This is a genomic window from Xenorhabdus cabanillasii (assembly GCF_003386665.1).
GTDB lineage: Bacteria > Pseudomonadota > Gammaproteobacteria > Enterobacterales > Enterobacteriaceae > Xenorhabdus > Xenorhabdus cabanillasii.
Map to the genome: position 1 here is coordinate 3,448,004 of NZ_QTUB01000001.1, position 21,787 is coordinate 3,469,790.

The 21,787-nt window shown below is 43.1% G+C and carries 12 protein-coding genes and 5 pseudogenes; 11 read left to right on the plus strand and 6 right to left on the minus strand.

Annotated elements, in window-relative coordinates:
• Positions 1-40 precede the first annotated feature (40 nt).
• From BDD26_RS15610 to BDD26_RS15625, 4 genes and pseudogenes are all read left to right on the plus strand, one after another.
• On the plus strand, positions 41-889 hold the full coding sequence (locus tag BDD26_RS15610; protein WP_115827069.1) for a hypothetical protein: 849 nt from the start codon (positions 41-43) through the stop codon (positions 887-889).
• A gap of 177 nt (positions 890-1,066) precedes the next feature.
• A pseudogene (locus BDD26_RS15615) lies at positions 1,067-1,888 on the plus strand (contractile injection system tape measure protein); the annotation flags it as partial.
• A 9-nt stretch (positions 1,889-1,897) separates the two neighbouring features.
• Positions 1,898-3,997: an ATP-binding protein gene (locus BDD26_RS15620; protein WP_115827070.1), complete on the plus strand. Its 2,100-nt coding sequence runs from the start codon at positions 1,898-1,900 to the stop codon at positions 3,995-3,997.
• Between the two features lie 24 nt (positions 3,998-4,021).
• Positions 4,022-4,921, plus strand: a complete 900-nt coding sequence (locus BDD26_RS15625) for a Pvc16 family protein (protein WP_115827071.1) — start codon at positions 4,022-4,024, stop codon at positions 4,919-4,921.
• Positions 4,922-5,210: 289 nt separating this feature from the next.
• Here BDD26_RS15625 and BDD26_RS15630 read toward each other — a convergent pair.
• Positions 5,211-5,494: pseudogene (locus tag BDD26_RS15630) on the minus strand (transposase); the annotation flags it as partial.
• A gap of 133 nt (positions 5,495-5,627) precedes the next feature.
• On the opposite strand from BDD26_RS15630, the gene BDD26_RS15635 reads away from it, so the two are divergent.
• The 5 genes and pseudogenes from BDD26_RS15635 to BDD26_RS15655 all read left to right on the plus strand — a co-directional run bounded on the left by BDD26_RS15635 (position 5,628) and on the right by BDD26_RS15655 (position 11,051).
• The gene (locus BDD26_RS15635) at positions 5,628-6,623 is read left to right on the plus strand and encodes a phosphatidylinositol-specific phospholipase C domain-containing protein (RefSeq protein WP_115827072.1); all 996 of its coding nucleotides are present in this window, start codon (positions 5,628-5,630) and stop codon (positions 6,621-6,623) included.
• Positions 6,624-6,892: 269 nt separating this feature from the next.
• A complete protein-coding gene (locus BDD26_RS15640; RefSeq protein WP_115827073.1) occupies positions 6,893-7,471 on the plus strand; it encodes a plasmid pRiA4b ORF-3 family protein in 579 nt (192 codons plus the stop codon).
• 145 nt (positions 7,472-7,616) lie between these two features.
• Positions 7,617-7,868, plus strand: a complete 252-nt coding sequence (locus tag BDD26_RS15645; protein ID WP_244922752.1) for a recombinase family protein — start codon at positions 7,617-7,619, stop codon at positions 7,866-7,868.
• A gap of 91 nt (positions 7,869-7,959) precedes the next feature.
• Positions 7,960-9,359: pseudogene (locus BDD26_RS15650) on the plus strand (ISKra4 family transposase).
• Between the two features lie 42 nt (positions 9,360-9,401).
• Positions 9,402-11,051 (plus strand): thioesterase domain-containing protein, encoded by a 1,650-nt coding sequence (locus BDD26_RS15655; protein ID WP_170140417.1) that lies wholly within the window; start codon positions 9,402-9,404, stop codon positions 11,049-11,051.
• Positions 11,052-11,341: 290 nt separating this feature from the next.
• Here the strand turns inward: BDD26_RS15655 and BDD26_RS15660 are convergent, their stop codons facing one another.
• A complete protein-coding gene (locus BDD26_RS15660; RefSeq protein ID WP_115827075.1) occupies positions 11,342-12,967 on the minus strand; it encodes a cyclic peptide export ABC transporter in 1,626 nt (541 codons plus the stop codon).
• A gap of 189 nt (positions 12,968-13,156) precedes the next feature.
• Between BDD26_RS15660 and BDD26_RS20325 the strand changes: the two are divergent.
• A pseudogene (locus BDD26_RS20325) lies at positions 13,157-13,286 on the plus strand (IS6 family transposase); the annotation flags it as partial.
• A gap of 59 nt (positions 13,287-13,345) precedes the next feature.
• Positions 13,346-13,481, plus strand: a pseudogene (locus BDD26_RS20870) (IS6 family transposase); the annotation flags it as partial.
• Positions 13,482-13,547: 66 nt separating this feature from the next.
• On the opposite strand, the gene BDD26_RS15670 reads toward BDD26_RS20870, so the two are convergent.
• From BDD26_RS15670 to BDD26_RS15685, 4 genes are all read right to left on the minus strand, one after another.
• Positions 13,548-14,411: a 3-hydroxyacyl-CoA dehydrogenase family protein gene (locus tag BDD26_RS15670; protein WP_115827076.1), complete on the minus strand. Its 864-nt coding sequence runs from the start codon at positions 14,409-14,411 to the stop codon at positions 13,548-13,550.
• Positions 14,412-14,659: 248 nt separating this feature from the next.
• On the minus strand, positions 14,660-15,391 hold the full coding sequence (locus tag BDD26_RS15675; protein ID WP_115827077.1) for a GNAT family N-acetyltransferase: 732 nt from the start codon (positions 15,389-15,391) through the stop codon (positions 14,660-14,662).
• Between the two features lie 203 nt (positions 15,392-15,594).
• Positions 15,595-16,698, minus strand: a complete 1,104-nt coding sequence (locus BDD26_RS15680) for a cupin-like domain-containing protein (protein WP_115827078.1) — start codon at positions 16,696-16,698, stop codon at positions 15,595-15,597.
• Between the two features lie 9 nt (positions 16,699-16,707).
• Positions 16,708-21,768, minus strand: a complete 5,061-nt coding sequence (locus BDD26_RS15685; protein WP_115827079.1) for an SDR family NAD(P)-dependent oxidoreductase — start codon at positions 21,766-21,768, stop codon at positions 16,708-16,710.
• Positions 21,769-21,787: the final 19 nt, after the last annotated feature.

The window sequence follows — 21,787 nt, forward strand, 5'->3', positions numbered from 1 at the left end:
AAAAGTTATTTATTTATTAAAATAATCATAAGGTGATAACATGTTCAGCACATATTATAATAAAAATGATAACCAAAAAAGAAATAAAATAAACACAGAAGAAAAACATGAAAACACAGAAACCGATAACCACTTGGAAATAAACTTAGATCATACAGGGAAAAGTAAACCGGATATAGAACCAAAAGATGTCACTACAGGTACCATTAAGGCATATACTCTTCTATATAAAACGACCGCTATCCCAAATTTTTTAGACAACGCAGAAAACCTAGGTTTAGCAGAATATAAGAAACGACATGAAGATATACAAGATTACTTAAACCTAGGTAAATTTGAAGATGCTGAAAAACTCAAAAAAAATTCACAGTGGGCAGGGCAATATTTCGCCTTAGAAAAAAGTTCTGATGAATATGCAGATGAAGCACCAGATAGCTACAACAGACTACTGGAATACGCAGGAAAGGACCCGCTGAAAAAAGTAGAAGTTTTCTTGTACACGTTTAAAGTAACAAAAGATATCAAAGTTCTCAAACCACACAACAATTCTAATTCTTACTACGTAGGCAATGCAGAAGGTTGGGAGAAAGCAAAAGAGATAATGAATGATGTTCAATCTCAATCCGAAAAGAATGACAACCCATTTTCCGAGTTAAAAAACCTAGAAGACAAAAACTTTCTCCTAGAAGCACTTGGAGAAAAAGGATATGCATGGAAGGGGCCACTTCATCCAAAAGAAGGAACTGAATTTTCTTATGAGCTCGCAATCAGCCCCAACCTATTACGCCAGCATCTCACTTTGGAATCAGAAGAATTACTTGGTACCTATATCAAGACCTATATATACATAGACAACAATAAGAAATATGCTTGCTGGAAAAAGAAGTGAGATTTTTAACTTCGCAAAAGAGTTTAACTCATTTATCCATGCCTGTTCTTTAAAAATTTATTTAAGATAGTCAATCTCATGCATTCCCATATTCACCCGATTTCAGATTCGTTGTCGCCGGATATAACGGAGAAAAATTGACTACCGATCAGATAATATCAGATAAACCATGGAAAGGTAAAAACCGAAATTTTGGCTGAATTCCCTGCTCATCTTTCCATGATTATTCACTGGCTGTTACCGGAGCATTTTAAAGACTTTGCCAGCACCTATCAGCTCTGGCAAACAATTCCTATTTCACAACTCTGTAAAAAACATCTATCAGTTCAAGAATACCAATATCTATCGGAACACTTTATTTCAAATAAAGCAGATAAAAATAGATCCAATTCAGAATCAGCACCGGATATATCCGTTACAGGAGTCAATAACCGAAGCCAACTTCGAACTATCAACAAGTCACATTCTAAATCCGTTTTATTGCCTGAAAAAACCACCCTATATCAAGTCAGTAACACCGGAATATTAATTTTATGGCCGATGCTACCAGCACTATTTAATCAGCTTGGTTTACTTGAGGAACAAAAATTTATCCATCGTCAGGCCCAATTTAGTGCCGTCAATTTCCTTGACTACCTGATTTGGGAAACCGAAGAAACACCAACAGAACGAAAAATGCTGAATAACGTTCTATGTGGATTAATGGCTGATGAAAATAGTGAATCAATCTCTATTGAACCAGAAAAACAATTAATAACCACACAATGGCTGGATGCTATTATCACCCAACTTCCTGCCTGGAAAAAACTAAGCCGTAATGATGTCCGCCAATTATTCTTACAACGTCCGGGTGAATTGCGAATCAATGAACAGGAAATCAATATTACAATACAACAACAACCATTCGACGCATTATTGGCCGATTGGCTGTGGCCATTAAATATCGCCAAACTTCCCTGGCTGGATCGCCCTTTACGAATTGACTGGCAAAACATTTAAAAGGTTTATATGGACTATCTACTGACAAATAATCACGGTGAACTTCAACCGATAACCCCTGAATTACGCTGGCTTTATTCCCATCTGGAACGTATTGACCTGCGATTGCAGCACTATTATTACCAGAAAAGTGACAGGTACGATTCATTACCGGAAAGTTTTTTACTTACCGAAGATGAAGTAGAACAACGTCTGGCAGAACCATTCGGTGTTCCTCATTGGCTACCTAAAGCAGATAATATTATTCACTGCTCAGAAACAACCGAGGAAAACCCTGCCTTTGATCCATTATCACTCTTGGTTGAACGTTTTGAACTGACTGAATTTGAACGTGTTGCTTTACTGTTAGGTTTATTACCCCATTTTGACAGTCGTTATCATGCGTTATTTGCCGCTCTAGCTGGTAACAGTAAAAAACAGTGGCCTAGTTTTGCTTTAGCAATTGAATTATTTAGCCAGCGTCAAAGTGATTGGCAATTACTGCAAAACAGCTTGTTACCACAAACACCATTAATTAGCAGCCACCTATTACAGCTCAATAACCACCAAGAATCTGTCTGGTTACAAACGCAATTTTTAACCCACAGTGCTGTCTGGCATTTTTTATCAGGCCAGCGGGTTATTTTACCTCCTCTAACAACCTGCGCTTATTGGAGTATCCCTGTCTCACAAAATTGGTATCCACAAACTCTTTTTCATTCACTTGGAAAAATCTTATTGAATAAAACCGACGAGATTCTTCCACTGGTAATACTTAGAGGAAAACAGGACAGTGCCAGAGAATTAGCAGTAAGCAATATTATGGCTTCTCATGATATCAATACGTTAACTCTTGATTTAGCCCGTCTGCCAGATGATGAAAACCCAACTGAAATAGCTAACTTGCTGGCAAATGCAATACGGGAAGCCCGTCTACACGATGCCTGTTTATTAATCCGCAACTTCTCTTTATTGATACAAGAAAAGAAAACATGGCATAACGAATTATCCACCCTACTCAATCAGCCTAAATTACGCATAATTTGCCTGGCAGAACCACAAGACTCATTAGTATGGATTAAACACCTGCTGATGGTACAAATTAATATGCCAGCACTTACTCTGGCGGATAGAAAAAACATGTTACAAGCGAACTTACCGAATACTGTTGCTCAGAAAATAAATATGACTCAATTATGTCAACGTTTTTCATTTACAGCAGAAACATTACCGTTCATGCTTAAAGAAGCATATCAATACCAAATACTCCGACAACCGGAAGGTCAATTGGAAGAAACCGATCTACGTAAGGCATTAAACTTTCGCGCTCAACAAAATTTCGGTAAATTAGCCCAACGAATCACCCCAAAACGCAATTTTAATGATTTAGTGATTTCAGATACATTGGCACAACAGTTAAAAGAAATCATTGCGGCCATTCATTACCGTGACCAAATTCTAAGCGCTGGATTTCAGGAAAAAATCAGCTACGGCACCGGTATTAGTGCATTATTTTACGGTGAATCAGGTACCGGCAAAACAATGGCCGCAGAAGTGATTACCGGGTATCTTGGCGTCGATTTAATTAAAGTAGATCTCTCAACCGTAGTGAACAAATATATTGGCGAAACGGAAAAAAATATCTCACGCATTTTCGATTTAGCCGAGGCGGATTCCGGGGTACTATTTTTCGACGAAGCCGATGCCCTATTTGGCAAACGCAGTGAAACCAAAGATGCCCAAGACAGACACGCTAATATTGAAGTTTCTTATTTATTACAACGGCTGGAGGATTATCCAGGATTAGTCATTTTAGCCACCAATAACCGCAGCCATTTGGACAGCGCGTTTAATCGCCGTTTTACCTTTATCACCCGTTTTACTTATCCCGATGAAGCATTACGTGAAAAAATGTGGCAAAAAATTTGGCCCGAACAACTGATATTATCCAATGAAATTGATTTTGAACATCTGGCTAAACGGTCTGATTTAACCGGAGCAAACATTAGAAATATTGCCTTATTATCATCGATATTAGCCACGGATGATAACAATGGACAAATCGCAAATAGGCACATAGAGCGAGCAGTGATACTTGAATTAAATAAAACCGGCCGATTGGCTTTCTAAATACTCAGTGGGATTGGAATCAACATGACAACTATAATTGCTTCTGACAATATCATTATTGAAGTGAATAAAGCATTAAATGCCATTTTATCGCAATACTTACAGATACCAGGTTCACAAATTGATATTCGCTTTGATCTACCGGAAATTAATTCAACCCAATCGGAACCGACGGTGAGTGTATTTCTGTATGATATACACGAAGATCTACAATTACGCACTGCTGAACCAAGGCGTTATAATCCTGCAACCAGCACATTATTACCAGGATGGGTTAATATCAATTGTAACTATTTAATCACCTACTGGGATGCTAATAAACCCTCAAGTGACAGCTCCAGCCCAGATAGCCAACCAGATAATCAGGCGGCACAAGTGATGACACGGGTTTTGAATGCATTAATAAATAATCGCCAATTAACTGGTATTCCCGGTGCCTATACGCGCGTTATTCCACAACAGGAGAATTTAAACAGCCTGGGTAATTTTTGGCAGGCTCTCGGTAATCGTCCACGACTCTCATTATTATATTCCATTACCGTCCCGATGAAACTTGGAGATATTGGAAACAACGTAATACCAGTCAGCAAAACATCTGCTTCTATAGATCAAAAACCCAACCTGGATAATTCACAAATCACTCAAGCTTTGGAAAATAAATTATGCGTCGATTTAGGTGGCTCAGAAGATATTCGTCTTGCTTTGGCTAAAGTCAATCTAACCACTGAACCTGCCACAGATAATAATAGTCAGGAAAATGAAAATATTATTCTTGAGATTTCAGGTATTACCTACTCAACTTACTTACCTAAAATAAAAGAGATTCTTTTATCATGGGAAAATAGTCATCAAGCCGTTATTAAGGTGAATGGGGTAGGTATTATTGTTACTAAGCAGAATTCTGATAAGTTAATTGGAGTTTAAAAATTACCATTAGAATAAATCATCCATATGAAAATAACAATTTATAGAAAGTAATGATATCTTTATTAATTGATAATTTCATATAAAAACACTTTTTGTTAATCATTGAGGAATAATTATGCCTAAATATACAATGGATGAAACTAATAAGAAATTACAAAAGACAATTCACAAGTACTTTTAGCTTATAATCAACTACCTGAGGATGATGATAATTATGATTCAGATGGAGATGAGGATGGTCCATTACCAGATGAGATAACTTCTGGTCAATTTAAAACATTAGCATAACGATAGTTCCATCAAGAAACCGCCATTCCGTATCAGTAATTTTAGATAACCCTTTGAAAATAAGCTGTAAAACACCTTTCTTCGACCAAGCAAACGCTGAAAAACGCTATTCCAATTACCGAATTCTGGCGGTAAATCCCGCCAGGGAATGCTCGTTCTCATCCGGTAAAGAATACCTTCCAAGGTCAAACGGTGTTCAGGTTTGTCATAAATCCATCCGGTGTGTTGCATCAATGCAGATAGCTTATTCCAATGGAGATCTGTTAACATAGCTCGCGGCATGATGGTGAGGTTTGGTTGTTTTTTGGCGAAAGTAATTATACCAAATTATCATGCTGCCTAATAATCCTTCGCAAAACGTCAACACGCCCTAGGCGAATCCAAATAACTTCATTAAAAACATTAAGGAATAATTATGCACGAATATAAAGAAAATAATATCCCTTCATCTACCTCAACTAATCATCAATCGACTAAGCAAGCAACAACAACACTCCTCACCAATGAATCTCAACAAGTCCCCTATGTCAATCATAGTGATTTACCTGATGAGACCAAATTATCTGAGATAGCCATGCTGGGTAGCCATGATGCGGGAACTTATGCTTATAGTAAAAAAAGAAATGGACTCAGTAGCACAGGATCAAAAATGCCTAGAGCGTTTAAAACCCAAAATAAGGACTTGGTAACACAAGCAAAAGCAGGAGCCAGATATTTTGACATTCGAATAGCTCAAAATAAAAATGGCACAAATGGCACATTTGGTTTCTTCCATAGCTTCAGCGTTGCAGGTGATAGTGCTGTTTCGGATGTGGAAAATCTCTTGAAATATGCAGCAGAAGATAAAAATAATTTTTATTTAATAAAATTCGCATTTAAAGGGGAAACAGGGAAAACTTCTGCAACAGCGGCTTCAGATATATTTTTAAAACGTATTCTCGAAAATTATCGTGAGTCTCTTATTATGGATAATTTAAGTAAAGTAACAGTTAATTCACTGAATCAAGGAAAAAACATATGGATCATGGTTGATAAAAAGAAATATGATGGAAAAGATAAAGATCTATATCCAGATTACGACAAAAATTCTTATACAGAATGGGCTGATAAACCGAACGCAGAAAAGACAGCTAATTCCCTTCTTAATTTCCATAAGAGTCCAATAGCTGATAAACTCAATATTATACAGACGAATATGCCCGTTGCTTCCCGTTCACCTTTTGAATTGAGTTGGGGAGTAAAAGATAATTTATTTAAAAATAAGAAGATATTGGTTATAGCAATTCTTGATATTCTTATAAAGCGGCGTATAGGTGGGATAGTCAGCGCTGATTATGTCGGCGATGCTAATAGTGCAGTTCCAGATTTCATGGAAATAATTAACGTTCATAATCAATTACTTAAAAAATAATCAAGACGATAAAAATCCTGCCAAATGGAGATTAATGATAGGGCGTGTTGACGTTTTGCGAAGGATTATTAGGCAGCATGATAATTTGGTATAATTACTTTCGCCAAAAAACAACCAAACCTCACCATCATGCCGCGAGCTATGTTAACAGATCTCCATTGGAATAAGCTATCTGCATTGATGCAACGAGAGCATAAAAAACCTTGGGGCACTCCGTTAAGCTGGTGATAGGATGAACGAATTGGCAGGTTTTTAGCAGGCAGCTCACCATGAAAGCCTATATCGTTAAAGTGGCTCTTCGCGGTGTCAGCCCTATGGTCTGGTGCCGATTTCGGCTATCAGGCGAGACATCTTTAGCCGCTTTTCATTATATTATTCAGATCGCGCAGGGATGGCAGGATGAACACCTGCATCAATTCCGTATTTATGGTAAAAATTACGGCATTTCCTATTCTGGCGGAATTGCGTTTTCTGATAACCCTTACAAAATCACGCTCGATGACTTTGAGTTTGATGCCGGAGATCGATTTACTTACGAATACAACTTTTTCGAGAACTGGCTTCACGATATCCGTATTGAGACCATTCTTGACAATGCTAACCTGAAATTTCCCTTTTGTTTGGCCGGAAATAGAATGCCGGGGGCAACGTTAGCTGATGAATGTGAGAAAACACTGGCGTTACTGGAAGCCATCGTTAATGCCGATGAAACAGCAACGATCGGAGATATCCGTCCATTAATTGATGAACTTGATGCCGTCAGATTTAACCGCAAAAAGGTTAACCGCCAATTGAGTCGGCTCAACCTTGATTCACCGGAACTGGAACCTATTGTGATAGGGCTGTAGTGGATAGCGATGATCGGTATCCATAAAGGTATACCTTTTCATCCATGCTAAAAACGAGGAAATAATCCTCTATAAACCTCGGGAAAGTCAATTTTATAGAGTATTCTACAAATCTTTATCAGGTTTAAAGACTTTTGAGGGTGATATGCATTATGCCTACATTCGGGTCAGTTCGGTTGACCAGCATGTTGATCGCCAGAAAGAGGCACTGTCTGCGTCCGGTATTAAAATTGACAAAATCTATATCGAACAGGCCAGTGCGAAAAACATCAACCGGCCACAGTTTCGGGATATGCTTCAACAGGTCAGAACCGGCGACACGATAGTTGTTCACTCCCTCGATCGGTTATGCCGCATTAAGAGAGAAAGGTATCAAGTTAAAGCTGGCCTGCTATAACGTAGGATTAGGTGTTTCTACGTATTATAAATTGCGTCACCAGCTAAAAAACGGGGGTATACAGTAGCCATAACCCCGGGAGGACAGCATCATGCAATTCATAATCCAACTAGCGGTGGTCGATAAATCAGGCCATCACCATACGGAGAAACTATTCACGATAGAAAAACAGTCCGACGCCCCCAATGACCCTGGACTCTCCCTGTCTGAATCTAAATTACTTTTGAACACTATCCAGCAATCAGTGATCCAGAAACAGGCAGCTGAATATTTGGATGAACATCGTGCTTGTCCTTGCTGTCAACGAAATCGCCGGATAAAAGGCAAGCAAACCATCCAGTACCGAACCTTGTTTGGCATTATCCCGGTAGAGGGATTTCGGGTTTACCGGTGTGCGTGTGAGAAACATTCAGCCCAAACCGCTAGCTTGCTCAATCACTGGTGTGATTCGCATACTCACCCGGAACTCAGGTATATAGAAACCCGGTGGGCGTCACTGATGTCTTATGGATTGACCGCCAATCTGCTCAAAGATATTCTGCCGGTGGGGAACGCTGTAATGCCTCCACAGTCAGAAATCATCTCTGTCAGATCGCCCAAAGACAAGAGGCCGAATTAGACGGATTGCCGGATTTTCTCCCTGGCGATCCCAGAGAATGGGAAAAATTACCCAAACCGGGAAAACCGATGACGGTGGGTATTGATGGAGGCTACGTCAGAAACCGGGACGACAGAAAACACCATTTTGAAATCATCGTCGGAAAATCATTCGCGGCTAATGCTCCAACCAAACGCTTTGGTTTTGTGCAATGTCTTGAAAATCACCCCAGAAGAAAACTCATCGCCCAGTTATCTTCACAAGGTATGCAGGCGAATCAACAAATTACTTTCTTATCGGATGGTGCCGATAATCTCAGGGATCTGCAATTTAACTTGTACCCCGAATCGCAGCACGTACTGGATTGGTTTCATATCACGATGCGTCTGACAGTACTAAAACAATATGCCAGAGGGGTATCGAAAAACACCCCTGAACTCGGTGCAGAATTATTGGACGCTTTAACCAGTACAAAATGGTATCTCTGGCATGGCAATGTGATTAAGGCATTAGAACAGCCAGAGGATTGTGCTGAGATGTGTGATGAGGACATCTCGCATTATGATAATAAGAAATCCTTATCAAAACATATCGATGAAATGTACACCTACATTGAAAATAACAGCATGATGATCCCGAATTACGGTGAAATGTACCGCTATGGTGAACCCATTTCCTCTTCATTTGTTGAATCGACGATCAATGAAGTGATTGCCAAACGGATGGTGAAAAAGCAGCAGATGCAATGGAGCCAGCAAGGTGCGCATTACTTACTCCAGACCCGCACAGCCGTACTTAATGATGATTTGAAAACCCAATTTGAGCATTGGTATCCGGGCATAAAATTAGGTGACGAAACGGAGCATTCTTGGACAGAAAAGATTGCTGCATAAGTGCCCCACAGATTTTTATGGTCTCCAGGAGATTTGCCTCCATTGTTCCTGATACACGAAACTTCCGGCGATCCATTGGTCTATTCACCACTGGCTGCCTTACTACCGCCAGAACTTCCTGTTTATGCACTACAGGCTCTTGGTATCCACATGCTTGAGCATCCCCCAATATCACTTGAAGCACTCGCGGCCTGCCATATTCAGGCGATTCGCCGCGTTCAACCACAAGGGCCCTATCGCCTTGCAGGATGGTCTATTGGTGGCTTGATCGCCTATGAAATGGCTCATCAACTGATAAACGACGGTGAGACAGTAGAATATCTCGGTATGATCGATTCTTATAACAATGCTAATAATAACAATTCCAATATAAATAAGAACGAACAACAAAATTCTCCTGCCCATGCTGTGGATACAGAGACAAAACGCATTGAGCTAATTATTGACTCACTGCGTACTCAAGTGGACGTTAATGATGAGCAGATATTGGAGGAATTGGAAAAACTTCAACAGCTCAGCAAGGCGGAACAGGTTCTTGATCGCTGCATTGAACAACAATGGTTACCTGCCGGTATCACACGTGATGATATCCTCCTTCGCCTGTATGCTTCCGAGATCACGGTACAACTTGGTCAGGGCTATATTGCACCAAAATCGTCCCTGCCTATTCATCTCTATACCGCAGATGAAACTATCAGCGAGGATATCTGGCACGGTTGGTTTGGTGTCGCCGGCCTCAATTCCGCACGCCACACTATCGGTGGGACGCATTTCTCCATTATGCACCCTCCTTTCCTGAACCAGATAGCGGACTCAATCAGCGAACACTTGCAGGCCGTACCTGTTTACGATCCGCGTGTGACGATTCAACGAGGCTCGCAGTCAGTGCCACCGCTATTCTGTATACCCGGTGCAGGCGCCAGTTCTTCCAGTTTGCTTGAACTGGCATTGTCATTCCCACCACAACTTCCGGTATACGCTTTGCAGGCACGTGGTTTAACTGACGAACATAACTGTCCTCATACAAGTGTGGAAGGCGCTGCTCGTACCTATATCCGGTACATCCGCCAAATTCAGCCTTATGGCCCTTATCATCTGTTGGGTCATTCTTTTGGCGGCTGGATTGCTTTCGAAATAGCCCTGCAACTGCAAGCGGCAGGAGAACGAGTATCTGATCTGATTCTTATTGATACCGATGAACCTAATCCGCCAGGAAATACTCTCAAGCCGGTCAACAGAGTCGGGACGATAATGGAGCTGATCGATATCTACAATATGATGCTGAGCCAGCCTCTGCCCCTGACAAAGCAAGATTTTGATGATCTGGAGCCAAATGAACAGATTAAATATCTACTTCATGCTTTGGTGAATGCCGGTCTCCTCCCGGCCAAAACACCAACGTCACTGTTACAAGGGGTCATCCGCGTGATGCAAGCTAATCTGAACACTTGCTATACACCCCGTACTTGCTATGAGGGGCTTGTTCATCTGATCAGCGCAGAGGAAGGCGATGCAGAAGAAACGAAAACCCGCGAAACCATGTGGAGAACTTACGTAACTCAACTCAATCCTATGCTTGTACCCGGCAATCATATGACTATGCTATCTATGCCTCAGACTAAACACTGGGTAGCTCAGTTATGGCAGAAGCTGGAATACATGCAAAAAAACAAATTTCGGCAGGCTAAATAAGTCGATAATGATCTAAAGAGAAGGATGGCTAAAATTACAGGCCATCCTTGAAGGCTATGAACTCGCACTGTCTCTTGAACAAGACTTGTGATCAAGAGACAGCCCGCATAGCGGGTGGTTTTATTTAAGTAGCGTAAGCTTCTTAAATTGGCTAAAGCCATAACCAAAAAAGCCAGCATCCGGCGCAAACGAAGAATCGCCAGTATGGATATTGGTTATCTGGATAAGGTATTAGATGCTGGACTTACCGCATTGGGTAAGAAATAAACTTTCACGCTCTTGCCCTGGCTCTAATCCAGCTTGGATTTTATTTCTTTAACTTTTCCATCTTCCAACTGAATGACTCGTTCTGCAATATCAAAATATGCATCATCATGGCTAATTACAATAATGGTCTTCCCTCTGGCTTTTAGTTCTGGCAATAATTCTGTATAGAAGATCCGTTTAAATACAGGGTCTTGATCAGCTGCCCATTCATCAAATAGATAAATAGCGCGGTCTTCTAAATAGGCAGAGACTAAGGCTAACCGTTTTCTCTGACCGGCAGAAAGATCGGTTGTTGAGAACTGCCCGTCAACAATCTTGACTTTGTGACCCATATTTAAGGATTCAATATAATGCGTTGCTTTCTCCGTGATATTAGCACCTGTATTTAATAGTTGGTCGAATAAATGATAATTGGAAAAAACGGCTGAAAAGTACTGCCGATAATGTTCATTATTCGTCTCATCCATTTTTATACCATTAAGCCGGATAGAACCTTCTTCCTGTTCGAACAACCCAACTAGCAACAAGGCAAGAGTGGTTTTCCCGCTCCCGTTTCCACCAACAATAAAGACGATTTCACCTTGGGAAATTGTCAAGTTTATAGGCCCAAGTTTAAATTCCCTATCCTCTGTGTCAGTGGTGTAATGATGAATAACATCCTTTAATTCAAGTGAAAGTGGCTTTTCGGTGACAAATGGATCAGGGGAATTATTCTGCTGTGACAAAGATTCGTCTAGCTCACTGCCTAATCGTTTTATTTTTTTTAATGAAATTTCGGCCAGTCTCAATTCAGGAATAGCACCAATAACCTCACTGATAGGGCCGGATAAAAACAGAACAATCAAGGTGACAGTCATTAGATTTGTAGGCTCTTGTGGCAACCAAAGGGGGACAACAAAAATCATCAAACCGATCACAATATAAAAGACGATAGAGCCAGCATTCAGTACCCAGATATAATTATTGTTGGCTTTAATACAGATCTGTTTGAATTTCTTTGCAGCAGGAGAAATGACGTTATTAATAAACTCCTTGCTTTTATGTCTATTTAATTTCAGCTCTTTACTGCCATCGATAAGATGTTGGAAGTTCAGATATATTTTATCAACCTGCTCACGCATCTCTTCCATCAAGCGAATTGGGCGTTTTTCCAAAAAATAGAAAATGTACATTGTTATCAGACAGATAGAGGTCAAAATAAAGAATAACTGCCATGAAAGCCATGCCAGATAGCCGAAGCAGGCAATAATAAGTGTGATATTACCGAAAACAGTCGGAGCTAACATAAAGGAGTGTATAAATACATCGACATCTTTAGTCAGCATTGCCAGTAGCCCATGTTTCCCAAATTGATTCAGTTTCTTAAAAGGTGCGCGTAATATTTTATTACTCAGACTTAAGCGAAGGGTATAAATTGTTGATTGAGTTAAATGTGATAACATAATTTCTGATAATGTCTTAGTAACAAAAAAAAGAATACAGACAGCAAAAAATTGCCATATAAAAGAAAAAAGATAAATATTACCTGTCATTCCTCGGCTAATCATTCCTACGACCGAAGCACCAGAAAATCCACTGATTAATGCAAAAGTTGTTGACAGAAGCAGCAATATCCAGGATTGGCGATAGAGATAAGATATTAAAGTCATAAAGTAACCGTTAGTTATAATAGTTTATGAGTAATATAAAAAAGATGAGTAGCCGTGGGAACTGCCCTCACAGCCTCTCGATTCTGTCTCATTAACGGGATATCAGGTATGTTCATCGGTTTTTTAAGAGAGTTCCGATGATATCCCTGATCCAAAAAAACCTTCAAGCGCCTCCTTTATCTTGTTGATATTATCGCCCAATGTGTTCGCTGATATCTGGATTACGTACTGAGTCTGCGTAATCATCGAAAAGATGATGGCAGAGCGCGGGATTGACGTTTATCATTCCACGTTCCCCCGCTGGGTTTCGCGGATAGTTAAACGTTTCCATTTGATTAAATAGGCGGTGTCAAACGATGAACACGCGCTATGTAGAGATTCAAAAATTTCAGACGGGCGCAAACCCTGCTTAGCCGGGATTGAACAGACCAACATGTTACGCAAAGGACAATATTCTCTAGAGCCGAGCAGTTTTATTTCACCCGCCGCCTTCTTCTGTCAACTTACTGCATGAAAATAAACCAAGCCCATCTTCACTCTAACTTCCTTTATCAATGCGACAAAACCAAGTTAAGCATCTTCAATTATGATGGGTATATGTATAAAATCCCTTACCGGATTTGCGCCCCAAATGCCCCGCATCAACCATTGTTCTCATCAGTGGGCAAACCCGGTACTTTGAATCCTGAAACATCAGGTAAAGCACATCAAGGGAATTAACCACCGTATCAATGCCGATTAAATCCGCCGTTTCCAGAGGTCCCATTTTATGGCCGAAGCACCCTTTGAATATCGCATCCACATCTTCCGGCAGGGCTACCCCATCTTGCACAGTGAAGGCTGCCTCATTCATAAATAAATGGGAAATCCGGTTAGAAACAAAGCCGGGGCTATCTTTCACCACAACGGCATTTTTACCCAATATGGACAACTGTTCCAAACAGCGTTCTTGGGTTTGTTCTGACGTATTCAGGCCGATAATGACCTCAACCGTCGGTTTCAAATACACCGGATTCATAAAATGCACCCCAATGACCTGAGAGGGAGAGTGGTGGAACGAACCCAATTTAGTGATAGGAATACAGGAAGTATTTGCTGCCAATACTGCGTCGGGAGCAATAAATTCCGCCATCCGCGCATAGAGTGCTTGTTTTAGCTCAATATTCTCGGTGATATTTTCCACGATCAACTCACAATCGGATATCGCCTGTAAATCCTGCTGCCAAACGATGTTTTGCAGAATCATTTCAGGTGTTTTTCCTTTGGCGAGCGGACTGAACAACGGCGCATAATTCGCGGTTTCCATAATGCGCTCTTTGCTCTGTTCACAAGAAAGTCCATTTTTTTCGATAACAACCACATCATGCCCGCGCAGAGCACAATCGAAGGCCAGGCTGGAGCCAATATTGCCCCCACCCACTACAGCTATTTTCAGTTTTGACATAGTGACTATTTTCTTATTTGCGTGTTAGCGGTTGTTAATACCCACCCTCATCCGCGCTATTGCATTATTGGCAATAACGTGAAATTTATCGGGTACATATCGGATGAATTTCCAGTTGCCGTCATGAACGCGGCAACTGGCAAAATGAAAGGAAAGATTTCAAACTAATTGAATAGAACTGGCTAACTTACTCATTGAGCGATTCATGGACGGAACCGCTCATGAACTAACTGAATATCAAACATCACTCAGTTTTTCGAATCAGGGGAAACCAGCTCCCACTTACCAAACAATGTTAACCCCGAAGCTTTTGCCAACGCCACAGATGCGGAGTTATCGAGCTGGCAGCGATACTGCGGTTCATACCCTTGAGAATAAGCAAATTTACTGATAGTGCGCACTATCTTACTGGCGTGGCCCTTGCACCGGAAAGATACCTGTGTCAGTACACCAAGATCGGCGATTTTCGCATTATCCCAAGGATACATACTGGCAGCACAAACTAATCTGCCTTGATCAAAAGAGCCGAATACCGCCCAATGATCCAATTCCACATACGCATCATCCAGATCTTGTTCTGAAACAGCAGACTGGAAATCCGCAAAAACCGTCTCATCTCCTTCTTCTTCCAGCTTACGCAGATCACCTTCCAGCTTCTCTTGCAGCAAGATTTTCTTTTCGGCTTCAGAGAAGTAAAAAATATAATCAGCTCCGTGCAGCGTAATTTCTGCTTCACTCAGTTTCTGGCGGAAAATCGACTCGGACATCGTTTCCTGATGATAAAGCCCTGCTTTTTCAGCCAGCTTTGGCGTCATAACTGCCAATATCCTGCCATCCGTCGTTTCCAGGACCATAAGCCGATCACATTCTTCCAGATTGGCGTTAGCGGCGATAGTGAGCACTTCATCACTATAAAGCACATCCCCATTTAACAAGGGAGCTTGCCAAAAATCCGTTATCGTTTTTGAAAATAAAGACATACTTCTTACTCGCTTTAGGTGAAATAGGTATCTAGAAAAAGCGTCTCCGGTACAGTCCGCACTGTTCACGTATACTGTTCAACGCAATATGTCATTATCCATCAATGCATCACGTTCAAATCAATGCACAAGACAGACAATCAGATTGTTCATTTCCCATTCAGAAGTCAAATGATCATTAATAATGAAACAATCTTTAATCATTACGTCATGCTAGAAAGGATATTGCGCTGATAAATATGCTCGAACTCAGGAACCGCCGCAATCGGGGCATTGGCTATCCAACCGTGCCCCCGCTGACTTTTGAAATCAAAATAGTCGCGATATTCTGCATTCGTCAGAAAGTTATAAGTTAAAGAAATACTGGGCGATAAAGTATGTACTTCATGGGATAACCCTTTCGGGATCAACATAATTTCACCCGGCAACAGGTCAAATTGCCAAATATGATCCTTCTGTCGGCTCTGGCGGGCAGATTGATGCATCATCGATGGGTCAACCGATGGCGATAAATCAGCGCGCCCTTCCGCGGTATTTCTGACCACATCCTCCAGTGATTCGGAAAAAATCCAGCCCGCTTTTCGGCCGACCACTTGGCACAGCACCGCATTCGTTCTCATTCCATCAACATGCAGGCGGGTACATGCGCCCGGTGCGGAGAAATAAAGCCCCCAATCCTGACACATACGCTTGTTGGGATGAAGAGAACCAACCTGAACCCAAGGGATCTTATAGCCACTTTCAGGCAGGAAATAAGGCCGTTGCCAATGATCCTGAATGCGTTGGAACGCCAGAAAACTAAATGAATCGGTTTTTACCCGATGTCCCAATCCCCACGTGAATAACAGATGCTTAAAGAATGAATCGTAAGTGTAACGGAGATAATCCAGATCATTGCCCATTTCCCCCAATTCAACCGCAGGTAACGAGGCAATTTCCTGTAAATAAGTACGCAACTCAACTTTGCTTTTTGGTTTAAAGCCCGCATCCTGCAACTGCACGGACATGTTGCCGAACTCCCTGGCAAAATAATCAAAATTCCAGATTTGCTTCGCTTGCCAATCCTTCAAGCCGTCCGCCACAATCACGGGTTCTTTTTTCAGTAAATAACGTTCACTGAACTCAGCGACCGAGATACCCGTGACTTTCTCCACCGTTTGGTATTCCGCTGATTCAAGGCGCATCAATGCATCACTGCTTTCCTTCTCTCGCTGTATTTTCTTACTGCGCCGATAAATGCTGACCTCTTCGTGAGCCCACATTGCAATATCACCGAGCGCATTCCAGGTCGTGTCGAAAAAACTCATTTTTTCCTCCTAAAAATTAAACTCTGAATCGACATCCTGATCATTGACCTGAGCGGATGCCATTGATGCATAGCCATAATTGAGATTTGTAAGCAGTTCCTTTATTTCCGCATCAGGATCTGCAATGACTTCATCTATCAACGTAAAGAAGTAATCAAACACTGCTGTTACGGTCTCTTCACTGAACATATGCCGGCGGAACTGAATTGTGCAGTCAAACGCATTTTTGGTTTCAGACACATCCATCGCCAGGTCGAACTTAACGGCTTCCAGTGTCAATTCGAGCCGGGAAAACGCATTTCCTTCCTCAAACTCATTCGCTCCATTCAGGCTCAATGGCAGATAACCGAACACCACATCAAACAGCGGATGTTTCCCCTGACGGCTCTGGAAGTCACTCTCAGCACTGAGATCTTCCAGCAATGCACTCATCGGATAGGTTTGATAAGGCGCACTTTCAGCCCACTGTGCATTCAGCTCCAGCAAATAATCCGCCATCGAGGCTCCTGCCTCTGGCTCCATTTTCAAGGCCAGCATATTGACGAGATAACCGACCAGCGCCAACTCTTCCGGCTGCATACGCCCTGTTACCGGCACACCGAGCAAGAAAGAATCCGTTCGGGCAATTTTCGCCATCAAGACCCCAAAGACCCCCAGGAAAAAAATAAACGGAGAGAGACCAAGCTCCTCACAGAGTTGTTTTACTTCCGCACTGGTTTGCAATGAAAGGCTTTTATCCACCGTGATCCCGTGATGGTTTTCGGCATCGTTACGCCAATCCCAGCAATATCCTTCCACCACCGGCAATGACAATGGTGCCGGCAGTGGCAACAAATTGGCGAGCCAGTAGGCTTTATCTTTCCGTACCTTATCTTCACTTTCAGATCCCTGCCTGTAGCGCCGATAGGCGGCGAAACTATACTCCGGCGCAGAAAGTGTCTGCCCTTGCAACAAACGTTGAAAATCATCGGTCAGAATCCCCAAGGATACGGCGTCGCATACAATGTGATGGACAACAATCAATACTTGGTGGAATGGCACTGCATCAGACCCAGTGAGGATCAGGGCGCGGATGGGTAAGTGGTTATGCAGGTCAAAAGGCATATTGGCGAACTGTTCGAGACGAGCTAAATTCTCCTCCTCCGTTTCCGCAGCTTCAAACACCGATAAACTCACTTTAGCATCAAGCTGGGGCAGCATTATCAAATCGGCGCCCTGTCTTTCAAACAGGCACTTCAATACCGGATGCCTGTCAACCACCTGCCCGATTGCCTCAGCAATGACAGACGAACTGAATGAAAGCGGGCACCGAAACGCTATTGGCATGTTGTAACTGCCATTGGTAAATGTTGTTTGGTGGATATACAGCAAATCCTGATCTGCGCTGGCAACAATCGGCCCGGACAAATCAACGGACGGTAAAACCGGATGGAAGGTGCTCTGTTCACTGGAAAACTGTCGTTCAATCTCACGGATGGTGGGTTGGGCGAAAAAGTCCTGAATGGAAATGCGCTTACCGAGTTTTTTATAGACTTTTTCTGCCATCACGATAGTTTTCAGGCTATCCCCGCCCAGCTCCATAAATTTGTCATCAATTCCCATGTTATCTACGCCGAGGGTGTGGCTCCAAATTGCGGCAATTTCCTTCTGCATCTCACTAACTGCCGGCTGATAAACAGACGTCAGCGTATTTGGTCTGGGCTTCAATTTGATGCGGTTGACCGTTTGCGGCTTGCTTCCCCAGTTAGCAGCCCGCCTGCCTCCCCAAGCATACAATCTGTCCATAAATTGCCCTGCTGAGAATATTTTCTGGTTTTCACGGTCATATTCACGCAAGCTGCGCTCGAACAGGGCGGGAAACTCCGTAGCGGAAAGTGCAACTTCATTTGCCCCCCAGGTCAATTCATTCCGCCGCTGCTCCCCGTCAAAATGAATCGTTTCCCAGTTCACCACAATCCAGCGGGAGCTTTGTGGACGCTGGTTCTGTCTCCGCGCCCAACCATCCAGAAACAGGTTCGCTGTGGCGTAAGGGGCATGGGCAATTCCGCCAAAAAATGCCGACATCGAAGAGGTAACAAAGCAATATTCGACCGGATTGTGCTCAAAAATCTTGTGCTCAAAAACCTTAGCAAGTATTTCCGCCACTTGCGCTTTTGGTTTTAATTGCGCGTGGTAGTGACCTGCATTGAGTTGAGCCAATGGTGAAAACGAATCGCCATCAGTCACCCCCGCAGCATGAATAACCGTGTGAATATCCCCCAAACGCTGGCGAATAGACTCGAACAATGCCAATGCATCCGCTTCGGTTTCTAGTGCATAGGGGAAAATTTCCGCCGCGCTGGCACCCGCTTCCCTCAGTTCTGCTTGTAAGTGTTGCATCGCCGGAGTGTCTGCGCTCTGACGGCTGACCAATGCCAAGCGCCCCTGAAAGCGTTGCGCTATCACCTGTGCCATCGCTTTTCCCATTCGGCCACCCGCACCGGTGATGACATACGTTTTCCCCATGAAATGGGATTCATCCACCACCTCGTTTTCTTCAGCATCGGGACAGCGAAAATCTTCTACAAACAACCCTTCGGCATTCAGTTTAAGCGGTCCATGCAGAGACGTTTGCAACAGTCTGGTCAGTGAATCCGGCAACCAATGCGCATCGGGGGCTAAGGCGTTTACATGCTGTACATTCTGCAAATATAAAAACGCACAAGTGATACCGGGGATCTCTTGCGGCATAACCAGCGCTAATGTCTTAAGTGCCGCTTCCGTCAGGGATGATTCCACCAAGTAACTGTTATCCCTGACAGTGTCCGGCAAAACCAAATAAATATGCACGGAAGTAAATGCAGAAAAATCCGTTTCTGCCAACGCCTTGCCCCATTCAGATAAAATGTGCAGCGAATCTGTCGCAAAAGAAAAGCTATTCGGCGGAAATGCGAGTGACAATACCAGAGAGGGGTTAGCTGGCTGCTCACCAGACAATGTTGTCAGTGCGTTCCGGATTTGCATCGGACACCGCATATTCAGACTGGTCATTTCAACCTGATTTGTATCAACCCAACCATTTGATAGCTCGGCCAAAGAGTGATCAAGCAGTAAGACAGCACGGAGATTATTCTCTTGTTGCGTCACTTTCGGCAGGCGAACAGGTTTCCAGAATGGCAACAATAAACCCGGTGCATTTTTAGATAAATTCTTGCCTTCCGGCGCAGCAATAACATTGGCGACTTGCATCCAGGTTTTGTCTGTAATATGCGCCGTGCCATGCTCTTCACGCAGGAAAGCATATCCGGGCACATCCATGAGGGGTTGCCCTTGGTAGGCAACTGACAGCACCTCCGCTGGCTCTTTAATCTGGCCGGAAATCCAATCGGTGATAGCCTGCTTACTTTCTTGTTGAAAACCAAGCTGTAAAAAATCAAGGCACAGCGCCACGACATCCCCTTCTTCCCCCATTTCCAGATAGGCTTTAATTTGCTGCATCAGGGTAAATTTTGAGTCAGCCACAAACATCACCCGACACGGGAAGCTATGCCGTTTGTTCAGGGTATGGGATAACGCGGGTAAATCCAGATCGGTCTGCACCACCAGCCACTGGGAAATTAATTCCAATTGCTGCGCCAGTGAGGCTTTATTTTTCGCAGAAAATGGGAAAAAACAGATTGCAGCGGATTTCTCCCCGTCCCCCGAAACCGTATCAGCTATATGCAAAGGTGTATTGTTCAAAGGAACGTGAGCGTTCGGGGAAAGATATTGTTGCAGCACCACATGCGCATTGGTTCCCCCAATACCAAAACTGCTCACGCCGCCCGTTCTCAATTTTCCGGCTTGTGGCAACCACGGTTCAGCTTGCGTATTGATATAAAAAGGGGATTGCTCAAATTCCAACTGTGGATTAGGGTGCTGAAAATACAGTGTCGGCGGAATGATGCCATGCCGGAGAGCCAGAACCATTTTGATAAAACCAGCAATGCCAGCGGCTGAATCCAAGTGCCCGATATTGGTTTTTACTGCACCCAAGGCGCACTGATTTAATGCCCCGACGTTTTTATCGGCCGCTCTGCCTGCATTGAAAACCTCACGCAATGCCATGAATTCAATGCTGTCACCTAACGCTGTCGCTGTTCCATGGCATTCAATAAAATCCAAATCTGCGGCATTCAGTTCAGCCATCTGCAACGCAGAACGGATCACTTCCGCCTGCCCTTTAACACTCGGTGCGGTATAACCTACCTTACGGGCACCATCATTGTTGATGGCAGAGCCTTTCAGTATTGCCCAAATGGGGTCATTATCAGCAATCGCATCCCCTGCCCGACGCAACACCACCGCTCCCAAGCCACTCCCGAACACACTGCCGGTTGCATCCCGATCAAATGCTCGGGTCTGCCCATCTTTTGAGAACAACATGCCATCCTGATAAAGATGACCATTTTGTTGCGGCAGCAATAGACTGACACCTCCTGCTACCGCAAAGTCACATTCACCACTGAGCAGGCTTTGCACAGCCTGATGCACACTGACCAAGCTGGTCGAGCATGCAGTCTGGAGAGTAAAACTAGGGCCTTCCAACCCCAGTTTCCAAGAAATCAGCGTACTCATGGCATCTTTATTGGCTAATTGCGAAGCCAAAAAACCACCGACATTCTCAACCTGTTCAGACAGCATTGCCTGCATTGTCCATTGCACGGTACTGCGGGCACCCAAGAACAGCCCGATATTGCGCCCCCGTTTGTCCGGGTCAATACCGGCATTCTCCAACGCATGCCAGACACACTGCATCATCAAACGGGTTTGTGGATCTAAAAGCGCGGCCTCTGCCTGACTGTAGCCAAAGAACTCCGCGTCAAAATAATTTGCTCCAGCCAACACTCCATTGACCGGCACAAAATCGATATTGCGTATCTTGCTGATATCATGCCCTGCCTGAACCAGCTCCTCTTCCGTAAAGCGTGAGATCCCCTCCTCGCCCATCAATAAATTCCGCCAAAACTCATTGCTGTCTTCAGCCCCCGGAAAACGACCTGACAATCCAACCACTGCGATATCCAAATCTTCTCTTATTTCTGTACTCATGATCCTTTACCTTGTTCTA

What these genes read in the sequence shown, in the direction of transcription:
- BDD26_RS15610 (WP_115827069.1), top strand. Translation starts at nt 41, where the DNA reads ATGTTCAGCACATATTATAATAAAAATGATAACCAAAAAAGAAATAAA.
- BDD26_RS15620 (WP_115827070.1), top strand. Translation starts at nt 1,898, where the DNA reads ATGGACTATCTACTGACAAATAATCACGGTGAACTTCAACCGATAACC.
- BDD26_RS15625 (WP_115827071.1), top strand. Translation starts at nt 4,022, where the DNA reads ATGACAACTATAATTGCTTCTGACAATATCATTATTGAAGTGAATAAA.
- BDD26_RS15635 (WP_115827072.1), top strand. Translation starts at nt 5,628, where the DNA reads ATGCACGAATATAAAGAAAATAATATCCCTTCATCTACCTCAACTAAT.
- BDD26_RS15640 (WP_115827073.1), top strand. Translation starts at nt 6,893, where the DNA reads ATGAAAGCCTATATCGTTAAAGTGGCTCTTCGCGGTGTCAGCCCTATG.
- BDD26_RS15645 (WP_244922752.1), top strand. Translation starts at nt 7,617, where the DNA reads ATGCATTATGCCTACATTCGGGTCAGTTCGGTTGACCAGCATGTTGAT.
- BDD26_RS15660 (WP_115827075.1), bottom strand. Translation starts at nt 12,967, where the DNA reads ATGACTTTAATATCTTATCTCTATCGCCAATCCTGGATATTGCTGCTT.
- BDD26_RS15670 (WP_115827076.1), bottom strand. Translation starts at nt 14,411, where the DNA reads ATGTCAAAACTGAAAATAGCTGTAGTGGGTGGGGGCAATATTGGCTCC.
- BDD26_RS15675 (WP_115827077.1), bottom strand. Translation starts at nt 15,391, where the DNA reads ATGTCTTTATTTTCAAAAACGATAACGGATTTTTGGCAAGCTCCCTTG.
- BDD26_RS15680 (WP_115827078.1), bottom strand. Translation starts at nt 16,698, where the DNA reads ATGAGTTTTTTCGACACGACCTGGAATGCGCTCGGTGATATTGCAATG.
- BDD26_RS15685 (WP_115827079.1), bottom strand. Translation starts at nt 21,768, where the DNA reads ATGAGTACAGAAATAAGAGAAGATTTGGATATCGCAGTGGTTGGATTG.